This window comes from Providencia lanzhouensis (assembly GCF_050469745.1).
Taxonomy (GTDB): domain Bacteria; phylum Pseudomonadota; class Gammaproteobacteria; order Enterobacterales; family Enterobacteriaceae; genus Providencia; species Providencia lanzhouensis.
The window spans coordinates 2218855-2233280 of sequence record NZ_CP174123.1; the positions used below are offsets into that span (position 1 = coordinate 2218855).

At 40.3% G+C, this 14426-nt stretch carries 16 protein-coding genes and 1 riboswitch; of the genes, 9 read left to right on the forward strand and 7 right to left on the reverse strand.

From position 1 onward, the window contains the following. Nucleotides 1-117: 117 nt before the first annotated feature. Nucleotides 118-348: a DNA polymerase III subunit theta gene (locus tag ACIH2S_RS10455; protein WP_154599213.1), complete on the forward strand. Its 231-nt coding sequence runs from the start codon at nt 118-120 to the stop codon at nt 346-348. Between the two features lie 223 nt (nt 349-571). On the opposite strand, the gene yebF is transcribed toward ACIH2S_RS10455, so the two are convergent. Beyond that, on the reverse strand, nt 572-937 hold the full coding sequence (yebF, locus tag ACIH2S_RS10460; protein ID WP_036954829.1) for a protein YebF: 366 nt from the start codon (nt 935-937) through the stop codon (nt 572-574). A gap of 202 nt (nt 938-1139) precedes the next feature. Further along, nucleotides 1140-1319 (reverse strand): YoaH family protein, encoded by a 180-nt coding sequence (locus ACIH2S_RS10465; protein WP_036954826.1) that lies wholly within the window; start codon nt 1317-1319, stop codon nt 1140-1142. Between the two features lie 138 nt (nt 1320-1457). On the opposite strand from ACIH2S_RS10465, the gene pabB reads away from it, so the two are divergent. The 8 genes from pabB to mntP all read left to right on the forward strand — a co-directional run bounded on the left by pabB (nt 1458) and on the right by mntP (nt 9808). Beyond that, a complete protein-coding gene (pabB, locus tag ACIH2S_RS10470) occupies nt 1458-2828 on the forward strand; it encodes an aminodeoxychorismate synthase component 1 (protein WP_349487845.1) in 1371 nt (456 codons plus the stop codon). After that, nucleotides 2821-3381: a CoA pyrophosphatase gene (locus ACIH2S_RS10475; protein WP_108478052.1), complete on the forward strand. Its 561-nt coding sequence runs from the start codon at nt 2821-2823 to the stop codon at nt 3379-3381. Before pabB ends, ACIH2S_RS10475 begins: the two co-directional genes overlap by 8 nt. A gap of 204 nt (nt 3382-3585) precedes the next feature. Continuing rightward, a complete protein-coding gene (locus tag ACIH2S_RS10480) occupies nt 3586-4950 on the forward strand; it encodes an L-serine ammonia-lyase (protein ID WP_036953382.1) in 1365 nt (454 codons plus the stop codon). A 677-nt stretch (nt 4951-5627) separates the two neighbouring features. Then, nucleotides 5628-6593, forward strand: a complete 966-nt coding sequence (manX, locus tag ACIH2S_RS10485) for a PTS mannose transporter subunit IIAB (RefSeq protein ID WP_222859984.1) — start codon at nt 5628-5630, stop codon at nt 6591-6593. 77 nt (nt 6594-6670) lie between these two features. Continuing rightward, on the forward strand, nt 6671-7471 hold the full coding sequence (locus ACIH2S_RS10490; protein WP_036953378.1) for a PTS mannose/fructose/sorbose transporter subunit IIC: 801 nt from the start codon (nt 6671-6673) through the stop codon (nt 7469-7471). Nucleotides 7472-7484: 13 nt separating this feature from the next. Next, nucleotides 7485-8336 (forward strand): PTS mannose transporter subunit IID, encoded by an 852-nt coding sequence (locus ACIH2S_RS10495; protein ID WP_036953376.1) that lies wholly within the window; start codon nt 7485-7487, stop codon nt 8334-8336. A gap of 89 nt (nt 8337-8425) precedes the next feature. Continuing rightward, nucleotides 8426-8884, forward strand: a complete 459-nt coding sequence (locus ACIH2S_RS10500) for a DUF986 family protein (RefSeq protein WP_036953374.1) — start codon at nt 8426-8428, stop codon at nt 8882-8884. A 152-nt stretch (nt 8885-9036) separates the two neighbouring features. After that, nucleotides 9037-9220: riboswitch (yybP-ykoY riboswitch) on the forward strand. Between the two features lie 6 nt (nt 9221-9226). Beyond that, entirely contained in the window at nt 9227-9808 is a 582-nt protein-coding gene (mntP, locus tag ACIH2S_RS10505; protein ID WP_132496100.1) for a manganese efflux pump MntP, read from the forward strand. A gap of 56 nt (nt 9809-9864) precedes the next feature. Here the strand turns inward: mntP and rlmA are convergent, their stop codons facing one another. From rlmA to alr, 5 genes are all read right to left on the reverse strand, one after another. After that, nucleotides 9865-10686, reverse strand: coding sequence for a 23S rRNA (guanine(745)-N(1))-methyltransferase (rlmA, locus tag ACIH2S_RS10510; RefSeq protein WP_430247396.1), 822 nt, complete (start codon nt 10684-10686; stop codon nt 9865-9867). A gap of 111 nt (nt 10687-10797) precedes the next feature. Continuing rightward, the gene (locus tag ACIH2S_RS10515) at nt 10798-11010 is read right to left on the reverse strand and encodes an acid-shock protein (RefSeq protein ID WP_154599210.1); all 213 of its coding nucleotides are present in this window, start codon (nt 11008-11010) and stop codon (nt 10798-10800) included. Between the two features lie 72 nt (nt 11011-11082). Further along, on the reverse strand, nt 11083-11280 hold the full coding sequence (locus ACIH2S_RS10520; RefSeq protein WP_036953366.1) for a hypothetical protein: 198 nt from the start codon (nt 11278-11280) through the stop codon (nt 11083-11085). 481 nt (nt 11281-11761) lie between these two features. Then, nucleotides 11762-12499, reverse strand: a complete 738-nt coding sequence (locus ACIH2S_RS10525; RefSeq protein ID WP_430248571.1) for a phosphatase — start codon at nt 12497-12499, stop codon at nt 11762-11764. Between the two features lie 212 nt (nt 12500-12711). Further along, nucleotides 12712-13935 (reverse strand): alanine racemase, encoded by a 1224-nt coding sequence (alr, locus tag ACIH2S_RS10530; RefSeq protein ID WP_321146908.1) that lies wholly within the window; start codon nt 13933-13935, stop codon nt 12712-12714. Nucleotides 13936-14426: the final 491 nt, after the last annotated feature.

A 14426-nucleotide genomic window follows, 5' to 3' on the forward strand; every position in this document is an offset into this window, starting at 1 on the left:
TACTATTATCATGTTTGAATTTAATTTTATTCGCTAGCCATCTCACTATTTCATCAAGATTTTTTGAACTTCAATTGCTACAATTCATGCTGATGTAGTTAACCGTTAGGATTTGAAATGAGCCATAATCTTGCCACCCTCCCAAAAGAAGAGATGGACAAAATTAACGTTGACCTTCTAGCTTCCGGTGTTGCTTTCAAGGAACGTTATAATATTCCCATTATTCCTGAAGCCATCGAACGTGAACAGCCAGAACATTTGCGAGATTATTTTCGTGAAAGACTGGTTCACTATCGCCAATTATCAATGAATTTCGCTCGAATGCCTTACGAGCCAAGAAATCGCTAGGAATGAAATTTTAGGCACAAAAAAAGGAGAATGTAATTCTCCTTTGACCATTTTCAAACCTATAGTTTTGGAAATGGCTCTTTTGGGTTGTAAAATTAACAAGGAAAATCAATGTATTGATTTTCGCCTGATAACACAAAGAGGGAACAACCACGTTTTATCCCTCTTTGTCATCAACCTCAGGAGAGTTAGACTCTCCTTTTTCATTCTATAAACCCACAGATTATTTGCTGGTGTTATAGGTGATAGTATTGTTTTTACAATCCACAGCGACACGATAATGCAGATCGGATTTCGACCCTCTGACCACTAAAGGCAGCGAGTAGCCATCTTCCGTTTTCGTCACTTCACTGTCGTTGATCCATGCAACCGCTTTTTTACCCACGGCCGCTTTTTCATCTGCCCAGCGTGGTAACCGGTTATTCATAAAATCATTTTTAACCTGCGCCGCAATTTGTGGCTCAGTAAGATTGCCACAGCTCACAAATGCAGCAGCTTTACCTTCTTCCTTGTTAGCACTGAATGCAAACGAACTTAATACAAGCGCACAACTGCCTAAAACCATTGCTATTTTTTTATTAACATTCATACCGTCCTCCGGCATCTACGAAATGTAGATGAAATTGAGATCCATTGTACTCACCAAAACTGCAGCATCATTAACAACGCGCGTATAGGCAGACGTTGTCTATTTAGTGTAGTTGTAAAAATAAAACCTATGAGCAAAATGACTTAACTGATATGAATTTATCAGAAATATTTTTAAATGTTAATAGGATGTTTATTAATTATTAATTTTCGTCATCGAATCGAGCAACAATTTGCTCTTTACCTTGATGGTTTTCCCTGATTTCTTGAGCAACCAGCGCAATCGCTTCTCCGCTGCTCATGCCTTCTGCCATCAGTTGGTGAATACGTTCAACCGCTTCTTGTTGCTCTGCGTGGGAAAGTGCTGGCATACCTGAAAACATAATCAACCTCTTTAAATTGCAGACTTATTTAATACGTTAAGATTTTCAGCAAATTTTAACAGCTCTTGCCTTAATAAGGTAAGATTATATGGTAATCTGGCATTATTCACTTGTGGAACCTGATTTTAATTGATTGATATGGCTATTAATAAAATACAACTCCCTTACAGCCCCAATGTGGCATTAGATTATTTTGCATCGTTATCGCACCAACCATGGGCCATACTGCTTCATTCTGGTCAAGCTGAACACTCTCATAACCGTTACGATATGATTGTCGCTGATCCAGCAGTCACCCTATTAACCCGCGGTTTGCAAACGGAAATTCAAGCGCAAAATCAGCCGGCTCAGTTTTCAGAAAAAGATCCCTTTGCCCTTTTACAGCAATATATGGATCAATATCAAGCCGCCAAATTTACTGATGAAACTCTGCCGTTCCAAGGTGGCGCAATGGGAATTTGGAGCTATGACTTAGGTCGCCGTATCGAAAAACTTCCTGAACTTGCCACGACAGAACTGCAATTTCCCGATATGGCGGTGGGCATCTATTTATGGGCTCTTATTGTTGACCATCATGAACAGCGTGTGACCTTATTCAGCCATCAAGATGTCGAGCAACGACTCACTTGGTTACAGGCTCAAAAAGCCTCTCGTAAAAGTGCCTTCTCACTGACGTCCCCATGGCATGCCAACATGACCGAAGCGCAATACCATGAAAATATTGCCCGTATCCATCAATATTTACGTGAGGGGGATTGCTACCAAATCAACCTAGCTCAGCGCTTTAAAGCCAAATATAAGGGCAATGAGTGGGATGCATTTTTAACACTGAACGAAAGCAACCGCGCCCCATTCTCCTCGTTTATTCGCTTACCCGATAATGCGGTTATCAGTGTTTCTCCTGAACGCTTTATTTTATTAGATAAAGGTGAAATTCAAACTCGCCCGATCAAAGGCACACTCCCTCGCTTAGACTCACCCGAGGAAGACCAACTCCAAGCAGAAAAATTAGCCAATTCGCCAAAAGATCGTGCTGAAAACTTGATGATTGTGGATTTGCTGCGTAATGACATTGGACGTGTTGCCAAGCCGGGTACCGTACGCGTTCCTGAGCTTTTCAAAGTGGAGCCTTTTCCCGCTGTTCATCACCTCGTTAGCACCATCACCGCCACATTAGACAGCCAATACCAAGCCACTGATTTACTGCGTGCCTGCTTCCCCGGTGGTTCCATTACGGGCGCACCTAAAATTCGTGCAATGCAGATTATTGAAGAATTAGAGCCCAATCGTCGACATGGATATTGTGGCGCAATCGGCTATATTAGTTTCTGTGGCAATATGGATACGAATATCACAATCCGTACACTGATAACTGATAAAAAACAGATTTATTGCTGGGCTGGTGGCGGTATTGTTGCTGATAGCCAAGCAGATAAAGAGTACCAAGAAACCTTTGACAAATTACGCCTGATTTTGCCAAAACTAGGAAAACTCGATAGCGATGACTGAGCTAAATAGCTTTATTAACCGTTTTCAATTTACACTCCCGCTTTCTCGCCAACCCGCCACATCGGCGGGTAAAGCGGCCGCAGTGCTATTGCCAATTATTAATAAATCCAATCCGACATTATTGCTCACGCAACGGTCACCACTATTACGTTCTCATGCCGGTCAAGTGGCATTTCCAGGCGGTTCACGCGATCCTGAAGATTCAAACTTAATTGCGACCGCATTACGAGAAGCCTACGAAGAAGTCGCCATTCCACCAGAGAAAGTACAGGTCTTAGGGCAGCTTGCACCTATTTCCAGTATTGGGGGTTATCAAGTCACCCCAATTGTGGGTCTTGTACCCGATAATATTCGCTATCAGGCGAATCCTAACGAAGTTTCCTCTATTTTTGAAATTCCCCTGTTTGATGCATTATCCCTGCAAAAACATAAATATGTGGATATCAATCGCTCTGGCCGCGAAAAACGGGTCTTTTTCTACTGGTATAACAATCACTTAGTCTGGGGCCTCACTGCATCCATCCTGCACCAGCTTGCCCTACAACTGGATTAGCCTTCATAGTCAACAATCCTTTTATTCAATCATTTTTTCACTATCCAAAATACAATTAGTGCTATTTATAACCAATCCACCTTATGTAACTACCTTATTTCAAAAAATACTTTAAACTTACTGGTTAACACTACGAAATAACAGTAAAGTAGCGCCCTTTAAAATAAATCACTATATCTTCATCTTTTGTTTAAGGAGTCCTGCGTGATAAGCGTTTTCGACATGTTTAAAGTGGGCATTGGCCCTTCAAGCTCTCATACCGTTGGTCCGATGAAAGCTGGGAAAGAATTTGTCGATGATTTGGTCAATAAGCAATTATTGCCATCCGTCACCCGTGTCGCAGTAGACGTTTATGGCTCTTTATCCCTAACAGGTAAAGGTCACCATACCGATATCGCCATTATTATGGGTTTAGCAGGTAACCTCCCTGCTACCGTTGACATTGAATCAATTCCATCCTTTATCAAGAATGTGGAAGAAACAGAAAAGCTGCTATTAGCCAATGGCACTCATACTGTTGATTTCCCACGTGAGGGTGGCATGAATTTCCGTCAAGATAACTTACCGTTACATGAAAACGGTATGACTATCCACGCCTTCGCTGGCGATAAGGAAATTTACACTAAAACTTATTATTCCATCGGCGGTGGTTTCATTGTCGATGAAGAACATTTTGGTCAAACCTCTTCAGACAGTAAACCTGTCTCTTATCCGTTTAATTCCGCGAGTGAATTACTCCTAAAATGTAAAGAATCCGGCTTATCGATTTCTAGCCTGATGATGAAAAATGAGCTGGATTTGCACCCTCGTGAAGAAATTGACGCTTACTTTGCGGATGTATGGAAAACCATGCAAGCCTGTATTGAACGCGGTCTGAACACTGAAGGGGTCCTTCCAGGTCCATTGCGCGTTCCTCGTCGTGCACCGGCACTGAACCGCTTAGTGACCTCTGCAAGTAAACTGTCTAATGACCCGATGAACGTGGTTGATTTAATCAACATGTATGCATTGGCCGTTAACGAAGAAAACGCAGCGGGTGGTCGTGTTGTTACAGCGCCAACTAACGGTGCTTGTGGTATCGTTCCGGCTGTTTTGGCCTACTACAACCATTGCGTTGAACCCGTTACACCAGAACTTTACTTGCGCTATTTCTTAGCGTCCGGCGCCGTTGGTATTCTGTATAAAATGAATGCGTCTATCTCTGGCGCAGAAGTGGGTTGCCAAGGCGAAGTTGGTGTTGCCTGCTCAATGGCGGCGGCAGGTTTAGCAGAATTATTTGGCGCAAGCCCAGAGCAAGTCTGCATTGCAGCTGAAATTGGTATGGAACACAACTTAGGTTTAACCTGTGACCCTGTTGCCGGACAAGTTCAAGTACCTTGTATTGAACGTAACGCAATCGCCTCTGTTAAAGCTATCAATGCCGCACGCATGGCTTTACGTAGAACCAGCGAGCCTCGCGTTTCTCTCGATAAAGTTATCGAAACCATGTACGAAACGGGTAAAGATATGAATGCCAAATACCGCGAAACATCTCGTGGTGGCTTAGCTATCAAAGTCCAGTGTGATTAATCAGTAAGATTAAGCCTCCCTCTTCATTACTCATTTAAATGGTGAAGAGGGAGCTTTACCCTCACTATTTCTGCGCTTATTTAATTTTTTTAATTAAGTCTATTAAACTCCAACACCTTCATCAAAATAACATCTCCCCTCTTTTTGCTTTTCTCGTTTCAGCTTTCGATTTTTATCGTCTACGAACGTTTTATTTCTTCAGTACTCTCACGCGGGATTCTATTTTTTGAATCGCTATTTCCATTCTGTTATTCCTTTAAATTCTATTGGTCAGCCCTATTTTTGCTCACTTTTTACTCTCCATGACGAATTTCTTATCAAATAAACCGATTTTTTGTTACCGATAACAGAGTGTCACTCTTTCTTATTGAAATAAACCAAAATTATACTCTGTAAATATTTATATATTTAGAGTTATAGGTTTATTTATCAGTAATATTTGGATCTGTTTTTATTTTTCTGACGCGAAACAAGTTTTTTAGATTAATCCTAGTGATATGATCAGACTGACCATTCAGCTAATAATTGCACTTAACTAATTATTAGCTAGCCACTTAGTTTGAATTTATTCAGCTACTATTTAAGGTGCAGGGGAAACACATAGAGAAGGAGTCCAGTTTCTAACTTCTATTCTATCGTCAATGATGTTTCGATTTATCTGTTAAGAGGGAAAAATAGTGAGTATAGCTATTATGATTGGTACCCACGGAGTTGCTGCTGAACAGCTACTCCGAACCACCGAGATGTTAATAGGCGAGCAAGAAAACGTCTCGTTTATTGACTTTGTCCCTGGGGAAAATGCTGACACCCTATTTGAAAAATACACACAAAAGCTGACTACTCTTGATACCTCAGCGGGTGTGCTATTTCTTGTTGATACATGGGGAGGTAGTCCATTTAATGCTGCTACACGCATTGCCAATGAGCATGACAATTACGAAATCATTACAGGCGTAAATGTCCCAATGCTCGTCGAGACCTTTATGTGCCGCGATGACAACCCATCCATGGATGAGCTGATCACCGTCGCGCTAGAAACAGGTCGCGGTGGCATCCGTCCATTCAAGTTTAAAGAAGCTGTTTCAGAAACTCCTGCGCCCGCAGCGGTCAGTGCACCTGCTCCACAACCTGTTATTGCAGGTCCGGGCGAACACATGATTATTGCTTTGGCGCGTGTTGATGACCGATTAATTCACGGTCAGGTGGCGACTCGCTGGACAAAAGAGATGCGTGTTAAACGCATTATCGTTGTCAGTGATGAAGTAGCCAAAGATACCGTTCGCTCTACCTTACTGAAACAAGTTGCACCTCCAGGTGTTACCGCCCACGTTGTTGACGTAGACAAATGTGTCCGTGTTTACAACAACCCGAAATATTCCGGCGAGCGCGTGATGCTGTTATTCACTAACCCAACAGATGTACAGCGTATTGTTGAGCAAGGCGTTGAGATTGACTCGGTCAATATTGGTGGGATGGCCTATACCGAAGGTAAAACCATGGTCACCAATGCCGTATCAATTAACCAAAAAGATATCGATGCATTCAATTATCTGAATGACAAAAATATTGAGTTAGAAGTTCGTAAAGTCGCTTCAGACAGTAAAGTCCACATGATGGATTTAATTAATAAACTCAAAAAATAATGTTTTAGAAATTAGTTCTTATTGAACCGTTACTCAAAAACAGACTTAGAAACTTGTTGGTTACAGGAGATTAAACAATGGAACTTACCGTTGTTCAAATAGTAATGGTCTTCGTCGTGGCTTGTATCGCCGGTATGGGATCGATCCTCGATGAATTCCAGTTCCACCGCCCTCTCATTGCCTGTACGCTTATTGGTATTGTTCTGGGTGATATGAAAACCGGTATTATTATCGGTGGTACACTGGAAATGATCGCGTTAGGTTGGATGAACATCGGTGCGGCCGTTGCACCAGATGCTGCATTAGCCTCCATCATTTCAACCATTCTGGTTATTGCAGGTGGTCAAAGTATCGGTGCCGGTATTGCACTGGCTATCCCACTGGCAGCAGCTGGACAAGTACTGACAATCATTGTTCGTACTATTACCGTTGCATTCCAACACGCCGCTGACCGTGCTGCGGTCTCCGGTAATTTAACCTCCCTGAGCATTATCCACGTTTCTGCGTTATTACTGCAAGCAATGCGTATCGCAATCCCTGCACTGATCGTCGCAATTTCAGTGGGAACTTCAGAAGTCCAGCACTTACTGAACTCTATCCCTGAAGTCGTTACCAACGGTCTGAACATTGCAGGTGGTATGATTGTTGTGGTCGGTTATGCGATGGTTATCAACATGATGCGCGCTGGCTATCTGATGCCGTTCTTCTATTTAGGCTTCGTGACTGCGGCCTTTACTAACTTCAACCTTGTTGCACTTGGTGTGATTGGTGTTGTGATGGCGATTCTGTACATCCAACTAAGCCCGAAATACAACAAATCCCAAGTTGTTGTCAGCCAATCAAACAGTAACAACAATCTTGATAACGAATTAGACTAGAAGGAACGTAAAAATGGTTGAACAAACTCAATCTACTGAAAAACGGCTGACAAAAAGCGATATTCGTGGGGTTTTCTTACGTTCTAACTTATTCCAAGGTTCATGGAACTTTGAACGTATGCAGGCTCTGGGTTTCTGTTTCTCAATGGTTCCCGTGATCCGTCGCTTATACCCAGAAAATAATGATGACCGTAAACAAGCGATTAAACGTCACTTAGAGTTCTTCAATACCCATCCTTACGTTGCTGCGCCTATTTTGGGTGTAACGATGGCGATGGAAGAAGAACGTGCTAATGGCGCGGACATCGACGATGGTGCAATCAACGGTATCAAAGTCGGTCTAATGGGACCATTGGCCGGTGTGGGTGACCCAATTTTCTGGGGAACTGTGCGCCCTGTATTCGCTGCTCTGGGTGCTGGTATCGCGATGACAGGTAGCTTGTTAGGTCCTGTACTGTTCTTCGTTCTGTTTAACCTTGTACGTCTGTTAACTCGCTATTATGGCGTGGCCTATGGCTACAAGAAAGGGATTGATATCGTTCAAGATATGGGCGGTGGATTCCTGCAAAAACTGACAGAAGGAGCATCGATTCTAGGCCTGTTTGTTATGGGGGCGCTGGTCAATAAATGGACTCACGTCAACATTCCACTCGAAGTTTCGCGGATCAAAAACCAAACCACGGGTGTGGAAGATATCACTACTGTTCAGATGATCCTCGACCAATTAATGCCTGGATTAGTTCCTCTATTGCTGACCTTCGCCTGTATGTGGCTGTTACGCCGTAAAGTGAATGCTTTATGGATCATTATCGGCTTCTTCGGTTTAGGTATTCTGGGTGCTTGGTTAAACTTCTTAGCGCCATAATTTCTGTTAAATAATAAAAAAGGGAGGTTGCAGCCTCCCTTTTTTACTTTTAAGCTTGGTAATTCGTCCACTTAGTCATGGGTACTCAAATGACCTTAAATGATGTCGTTTTAGCTATTATCATTTTGATCATGCTTGTATACGCAATCTATGATGAATTTATTCAAGGAACACTAAAAGGCAAAACTCTATTAAAAGTTAACTTAAAACGTAAACATCGAGTGGATGCCATCATTTTTATTGTTCTCATTTGTATAGTCATTTATACAAATATTGTTCGACATGGTAATTTATTAACCACTTATTTATTAATGATTACTATTTTTATGGCTATTTATTTAGCTTTTATTCGTCGCCCAAAAGTATTTTTTAAACAAACCGGCTTTTATTTAGCCAATACGTTTATTTTATATGAGCGAATTAAAACAATGAATTTATCTGAAGATGGTATTTTAATGATTGGATTAGAGCAAAAGAAAGTCCATATTCAAGTCAACCATCTTGATGATTTACAAAAGATTTATGATTTTTTTATTAATCATAAATAACTACTTTATATATTGGTATAAATATTAAGGTTAATTAAATGTTTAATTAACCTTAACTTTGTTAATATCGAAAATGAAAATTATTCTCATTTAAAAAATATATTTATTAATAATTAATATTTTGCCTTTATTAAAATCTATGATATCTTTCGTCCCACGTCATTGGGGAGTAGCCTGTTCTGGAATGTATTCTTTCCAGAAAATCCGTGTCAACATACTCGTTTGTTTTTAAACGTGGTGCGGATGCCATTTATTGGTTGGCAAGACCATAGACACATAAATACGCCTTTTGGTTGGGGGTAATTTATGTGTATATGGAAACACCCAACCGAGATTATTGTTATGAGCTTTTACGCAACTCTCATCCTCGCCTTCGCGCTCTCTATGGATGCTTTCGCTGTCGCTATTTGTAAGGGCGCAGTGCTCCATAAACCTCGTTTTCGTGAAATTCTTCGTACTGGCTTTATCTTTGGTTTTATTGAAGCTATCACACCGATCATTGGCTGGGGCATTGGTATTTTAGCCAGCCAGTATGTTATCCGTTGGGATCACTGGATTGCGTTTGCCCTGCTATTCATTCTTGGCGGACGTATGATCTGGCAAAGTCTAACCACCAAAGATGAAGATTGCTGCGCTAAACCATCAAGTCACAGTGCAGGAAATTTAGTGTTATCTGCCATCGCCACCAGCCTTGATGCTATGGCAATTGGTCTAGGTCTGGCTTTCCTGCAAGTAGATATCGTCCATACAGCGATGACTATCGGCTTAACCACGATGATAATGGCCACAATTGGCATGATGATTGGCCGTTACGTAGGTCCACTATTAGGAAAAAAAGCAGAGATTTTAGGTGGGCTGGTGCTTATTGCGATTGGATTTAATATCCTCTTTGAGCATCTCGAATTATTTATGTACGCGTCATGATCTTCCTGTTCCCCCTGAGCCATTCAGGGGGAACAGTTTGAGATTTAATACGGGTTTTAGACTTTATATTGATAAACTCGGATCAGAAAATCAGCGGTATAACCTTTCACGCTTTCCTGCTTTAATTGCTGTTTCACCTCTTCAGAAGCTCGCCACGCAAACGGCGTCATCTCTAACAATGCAAATGCCTCTTCCCCTTCAAGATCCATCACATAATTTAAGCGAGTCTCATCAATAAATTTAAAGTCTGGAAGGTCTTCGTCTTTTGCAGGGTGTAATTTCACTTCATCATAAATCAAGGCTTTTAATTCTTGCAGATGTTCTGCTGCCGGCGTTACCGTAATTAAAACTCCCATTGGTGTTAATACTCGGCTTAATTCTTGCGCCTTACAGGGTGCATAAATACGAATAATGGCACTCAAACTCGAATCAGCAAACGGTAAACGATGACTTGAAGCAACACAGAAATTAACTGATTTATAGCGCTTAGCAGCAAAACGGATTGCCACTTTTGATACATCCAGCCCATACACACTAACAGATTTAGATGCCGCCTTTAATGACTGAGCAAAATGATCAGTGTAATACCCTTCCCCACACCCGATATCGAGTATATTTTCACTGCTCTCAGGTAGATATTGAGCGAGCTTGTCAGCAACCTTATCGCGCATTGGCTGATAATGACCCGCATCTAAAAACTGACGACGAGAAACCATCATTTCTAGGCTATCACCTGGATCTTTAGAACGCTTATGTTGTACAGGGAGCAAATTAACATAACCCTCTTTGGCGCAATCAAACTGGTGATTTGCTTCACAACGATAGCTACTGTTAATTAAATTGAGGGGTTTAAAACACAAGGGGCATTGATAATTCATATGGTTACACTGATTTAAAAATAATGCGCAGTATACCATATAAGCTGTCAAGCAGCGCCATGGAATTATACCCCATGGCACCGTGACGTAATCGAGAGGAGTATAGCGAACTTATTTACCTGCTTTAGCCGCTTCAGGTGCTTTGACTTCACCTGACTGTTTCACTTCACTCTTTTTAACTTCTTTTTTACCATGCTCTGCTTTGGCAACTTCGTGCGTTTTCACACCATGGTTTACATGTTCAGTTTTCGCAGTGGTATTTGCTAATGCAGCACCAGAAACAGCTAATGATAGAACAGTCGCGATTGCTAATAATTTTTTCATTTTGAACGCCTTATTTAAATTCAAACTAATGAGTAATTGATATAAAACTTATATTTTGGTGTAGCTAAAAATTTAAATGGCTTTTTCGGCACTTTTATCTTTAGTTGCACTCACTTTTTTCTCAGTTTTCACTTTTGCGTGATGAGCTTTAGCTGAGTGATGAGCGACAGCAATTGGCGCTACTGGCTCAGTTTTGGTTGTTGTATTTGCTAATGCAGCACCAGAAACAGCTAATGACAATACAGTTGCGATTGCTAATAACTTTTTCATACTAAGTACCTTAAGATTAATTTATTAAGCAAGGATGTTCTTGCCACATTAATAAATCATATCTACAGATCATTTCGCAATAGGAGAATATTAAAGATTCTTAAATTTTTTATAGGTTATTTTAATGAATAAATATTTTAATTTTGTTGATACTCCATTTACTTTTAAAGATTAATTTTTAATCGTTTTTAACTTACCAATAGTTTTATTTTTCAATATATATCAAACAGATAAATTAAAATAAATCTTGATGCTAATTTTTTGATTTTGAAAATCATCTTCATTCCAATTTATTTGATATCTATTTTTTTCTTCATTTTTCTTTTAAAAATTCACTTTTCATCTTGCCAATTTAATAAAGCTTCTTTTTTTGAAGATAAGCTGACTTCTATTTTTACCTAAAAAGAACTTTTTCTGTTTACTTCAAAAAAAAGCCATTCAACTTTGAATGGCTTTAAATTCACTATATTCAATTTAAAAATTAAAAATGAGCAAACTCAGGAATCGGTTTACGTCCATGAGCCTCTAAAAAATCTAAAACGCGGCGTGGTGTGGTATTCAAAATTCGGGACTCTGGAAAATCGATGGATTTCAACATCTCAACCACTTCATCAAAACGCCCTAAATAACTGACATGATGTGAATCTGAGCCTAAAGCAATCCAACCGCCTGCTTCTTTCACCGCTTTCGCTATTTCTATACAGTTCTTCTTACTACCCGCTCTAGAATGCAAGAAAGAGGAGTTATTCATCTCTAGTGCTACGTTGCTCTCTTTAGCAGCTTGGGCAACAGCTTTAATATCAATTGGGTATTTAGGGTTGCCAGGGTGAGTAATAATTTGCACTTTTCCGCTACGAATAGTAGCAATCATCGCTTCTGTATTGTCTTCTAGACTTTGTGGTTCTAGAACTGGCTCATGGAATCCTGCTAGAATAATATCTAGATGACGAGCAATCTTTTCATTGCAGTCTGTCTCACCCTGCTTATTTTTAATGTTTGCTTCAATTCCATATAACAAACCAACACCATTAACAATGCGCGGCAATATTGGCATATTGCCAAAATGCCATTCATGTGGGGCATCTTGCATTTCAGGGCCATGATCGGTAATGGCAAATAGTTTCATTCCTCGAGCGGCAGCTTCCGCAAAGTATTCATTAACAGTGCTAAATGCATGGGTGCTGGCAATGGTGTGCGCATGTAAATCAACTTGATACATAAAATATCCTTCTAATTCTTCTATTTGCCTTCTGACATTATTCAGATTGAAAAGGTTATCCCAAGCTAACATATCGCCACCAAGGATTCGATAACAATTCTGTTAAACCGCACTTATCGGATCTTTATTGTAAATTGCAGTTTATCTGACTCCTATTTAGCCAATAAAAAAGCCCGCTTCATTCGTGCGGGCTTTTATTCACTAAATATGGTTTAGTTAACCAAAATACGCTTATTGGTTGCACCCCATAATATGGACATTTCAGTAAACAGCGCGCCGCTAATATCTTCAACCTCTTCAGCGGTTATTTCCCCTTTTCCTTGTTTACCAAAAAAGACAACCTCATCTCCTGGTTGTACATTTTTAATATCAGTAACATCGACCATCACAGTATTCATGGATGTTTTTCCAAGAACAGGCACACGTTGCCCATTGATTAAAACATGCCCAGCATTACTGAATACGCGACGGTAGCCATCCGCATAACCGACAGGAATATTTGCTAATACAGAATCACGCTTCAGTGTATAAGTTCTGTCATAACCAACGGTATTTCCTTTCGGATAGTGATTCACCGCCGCAATATTCGATTTAAATGTCATCACGCGTTTGTAGTCTTTAGTGGCAACCGTATCACCATAAAAAATACCACCAACACGCACCATATCCAACCACGATTCTGGCACGGTCAATGTTGCATAAGTATTCGCAACATGCAGAGTAACATCTTCGCGTTTCAATCCTGTCACATTCAGAACTTGTTGAGACTCTTTTTTGAATTTAGCCAGATCTTTTCGGATTTGTGCTTCATCCTCTTCAGGATAGTGAGACATAATCCCGACGATTTTTAAATTAGGTAACTGCGAGATTAGCTTAGCTTGTTGCAATCCTTCAGTATTACTGACTTCCAAACCATTTCGTGACATTCCTGCCGAGTTCAATGCAAGGTGAATCGGAATAACTTTGCCCTGTTTTGCCGCTACCGCATTTAAGCGCTGCGCCATTTCCAAGTTACCAATTAATTCTTCTACATTAAATTCAGTGGCTTGAGCCATTTCTTTTTCAGTGGCGTTACGCACTCGCATTAAACGACCTTTAAAGCCTAAATCACGAGCTTGCTTCAATTCTGTGTTGCTAGTTAGCCCAATGCATTGAACATTATTTTCAATCATTACTGGGGTAACTAACGTCAGGTCATGCCCATATGCATCCCCTTTTAAAACAGCACACATTCCCGCTTTATCACCTAATAATGCTTGTACTTTCTTGATATTGTAATCCAATGCACTGTGAGAAATTTCTATCCATGCATTATTAACTAGTGCAGGTTGAATCTGTGCAGATGGGGTTTCTATGATGTTGGTTTTCGCAGGTTGCTGACATGCAGTCGCCACCAGCAGAGGAAGAAGAGCAAGATATTTCAGACGAAATGCCACGTTGTTATCCTTAGCCATGGATCAGTGAGTTTCCCCTCACCTTTATTATTATGATTACGGGGAGTGAACATATACTTTCGATGTATATAGGCTACTGATAATAACAATATGAATTAATTGAACAAGCAATAATTACCAATATTTGAATAAAAAATCACTTTAAGTGAATTTATAATGGAAATCACTCTGGAATTTCTTTTCTCATATCTTGTTTACTGCAATACAACTACCTCTAAACTGCCTCAATAATGTTTTTTACGAGGCTGCTCTCATAATCATTTTTTCTGCTTTAAATTACCTTGTTCGGGGTATGTTTTTCTTTTTGGATAATATTATTCTGGGTGCGTTTGTGTTTGGGGCTTGTGTTTTAATCCTCAGCCTTGTTGACTGTTCCGTTATCTCGTTTTTAACGCACGTTATTTTAACTAATAAGGGAAACTATGAATTGGATAATTCAAAAGATAATGAATCCTCTTACAGGAGGAGTTGGT

Excerpts from the sequence above, each read along its gene's own strand:
- ACIH2S_RS10455 (WP_154599213.1), top strand. The coding sequence starts at position 118 with ATGAGCCATAATCTTGCCACCCTCCCAAAAGAAGAGATGGACAAAATT.
- yebF (WP_036954829.1), bottom strand. The coding sequence starts at position 937 with ATGAATGTTAATAAAAAAATAGCAATGGTTTTAGGCAGTTGTGCGCTT.
- ACIH2S_RS10465 (WP_036954826.1), bottom strand. The coding sequence starts at position 1,319 with ATGTTTTCAGGTATGCCAGCACTTTCCCACGCAGAGCAACAAGAAGCG.
- pabB (WP_349487845.1), top strand. The coding sequence starts at position 1,458 with ATGGCTATTAATAAAATACAACTCCCTTACAGCCCCAATGTGGCATTA.
- ACIH2S_RS10475 (WP_108478052.1), top strand. The coding sequence starts at position 2,821 with ATGACTGAGCTAAATAGCTTTATTAACCGTTTTCAATTTACACTCCCG.
- ACIH2S_RS10490 (WP_036953378.1), top strand. The coding sequence starts at position 6,671 with ATGGAACTTACCGTTGTTCAAATAGTAATGGTCTTCGTCGTGGCTTGT.
- ACIH2S_RS10495 (WP_036953376.1), top strand. The coding sequence starts at position 7,485 with ATGGTTGAACAAACTCAATCTACTGAAAAACGGCTGACAAAAAGCGAT.
- ACIH2S_RS10500 (WP_036953374.1), top strand. The coding sequence starts at position 8,426 with ATGACCTTAAATGATGTCGTTTTAGCTATTATCATTTTGATCATGCTT.
- mntP (WP_132496100.1), top strand. The coding sequence starts at position 9,227 with ATGAGCTTTTACGCAACTCTCATCCTCGCCTTCGCGCTCTCTATGGAT.
- rlmA (WP_430247396.1), bottom strand. The coding sequence starts at position 10,686 with ATGAATTATCAATGCCCCTTGTGTTTTAAACCCCTCAATTTAATTAAC.
- ACIH2S_RS10515 (WP_154599210.1), bottom strand. The coding sequence starts at position 11,010 with ATGAAAAAATTATTAGCAATCGCGACTGTTCTATCATTAGCTGTTTCT.
- ACIH2S_RS10520 (WP_036953366.1), bottom strand. The coding sequence starts at position 11,280 with ATGAAAAAGTTATTAGCAATCGCAACTGTATTGTCATTAGCTGTTTCT.
- ACIH2S_RS10525 (WP_430248571.1), bottom strand. The coding sequence starts at position 12,499 with ATGTATCAAGTTGATTTACATGCGCACACCATTGCCAGCACCCATGCA.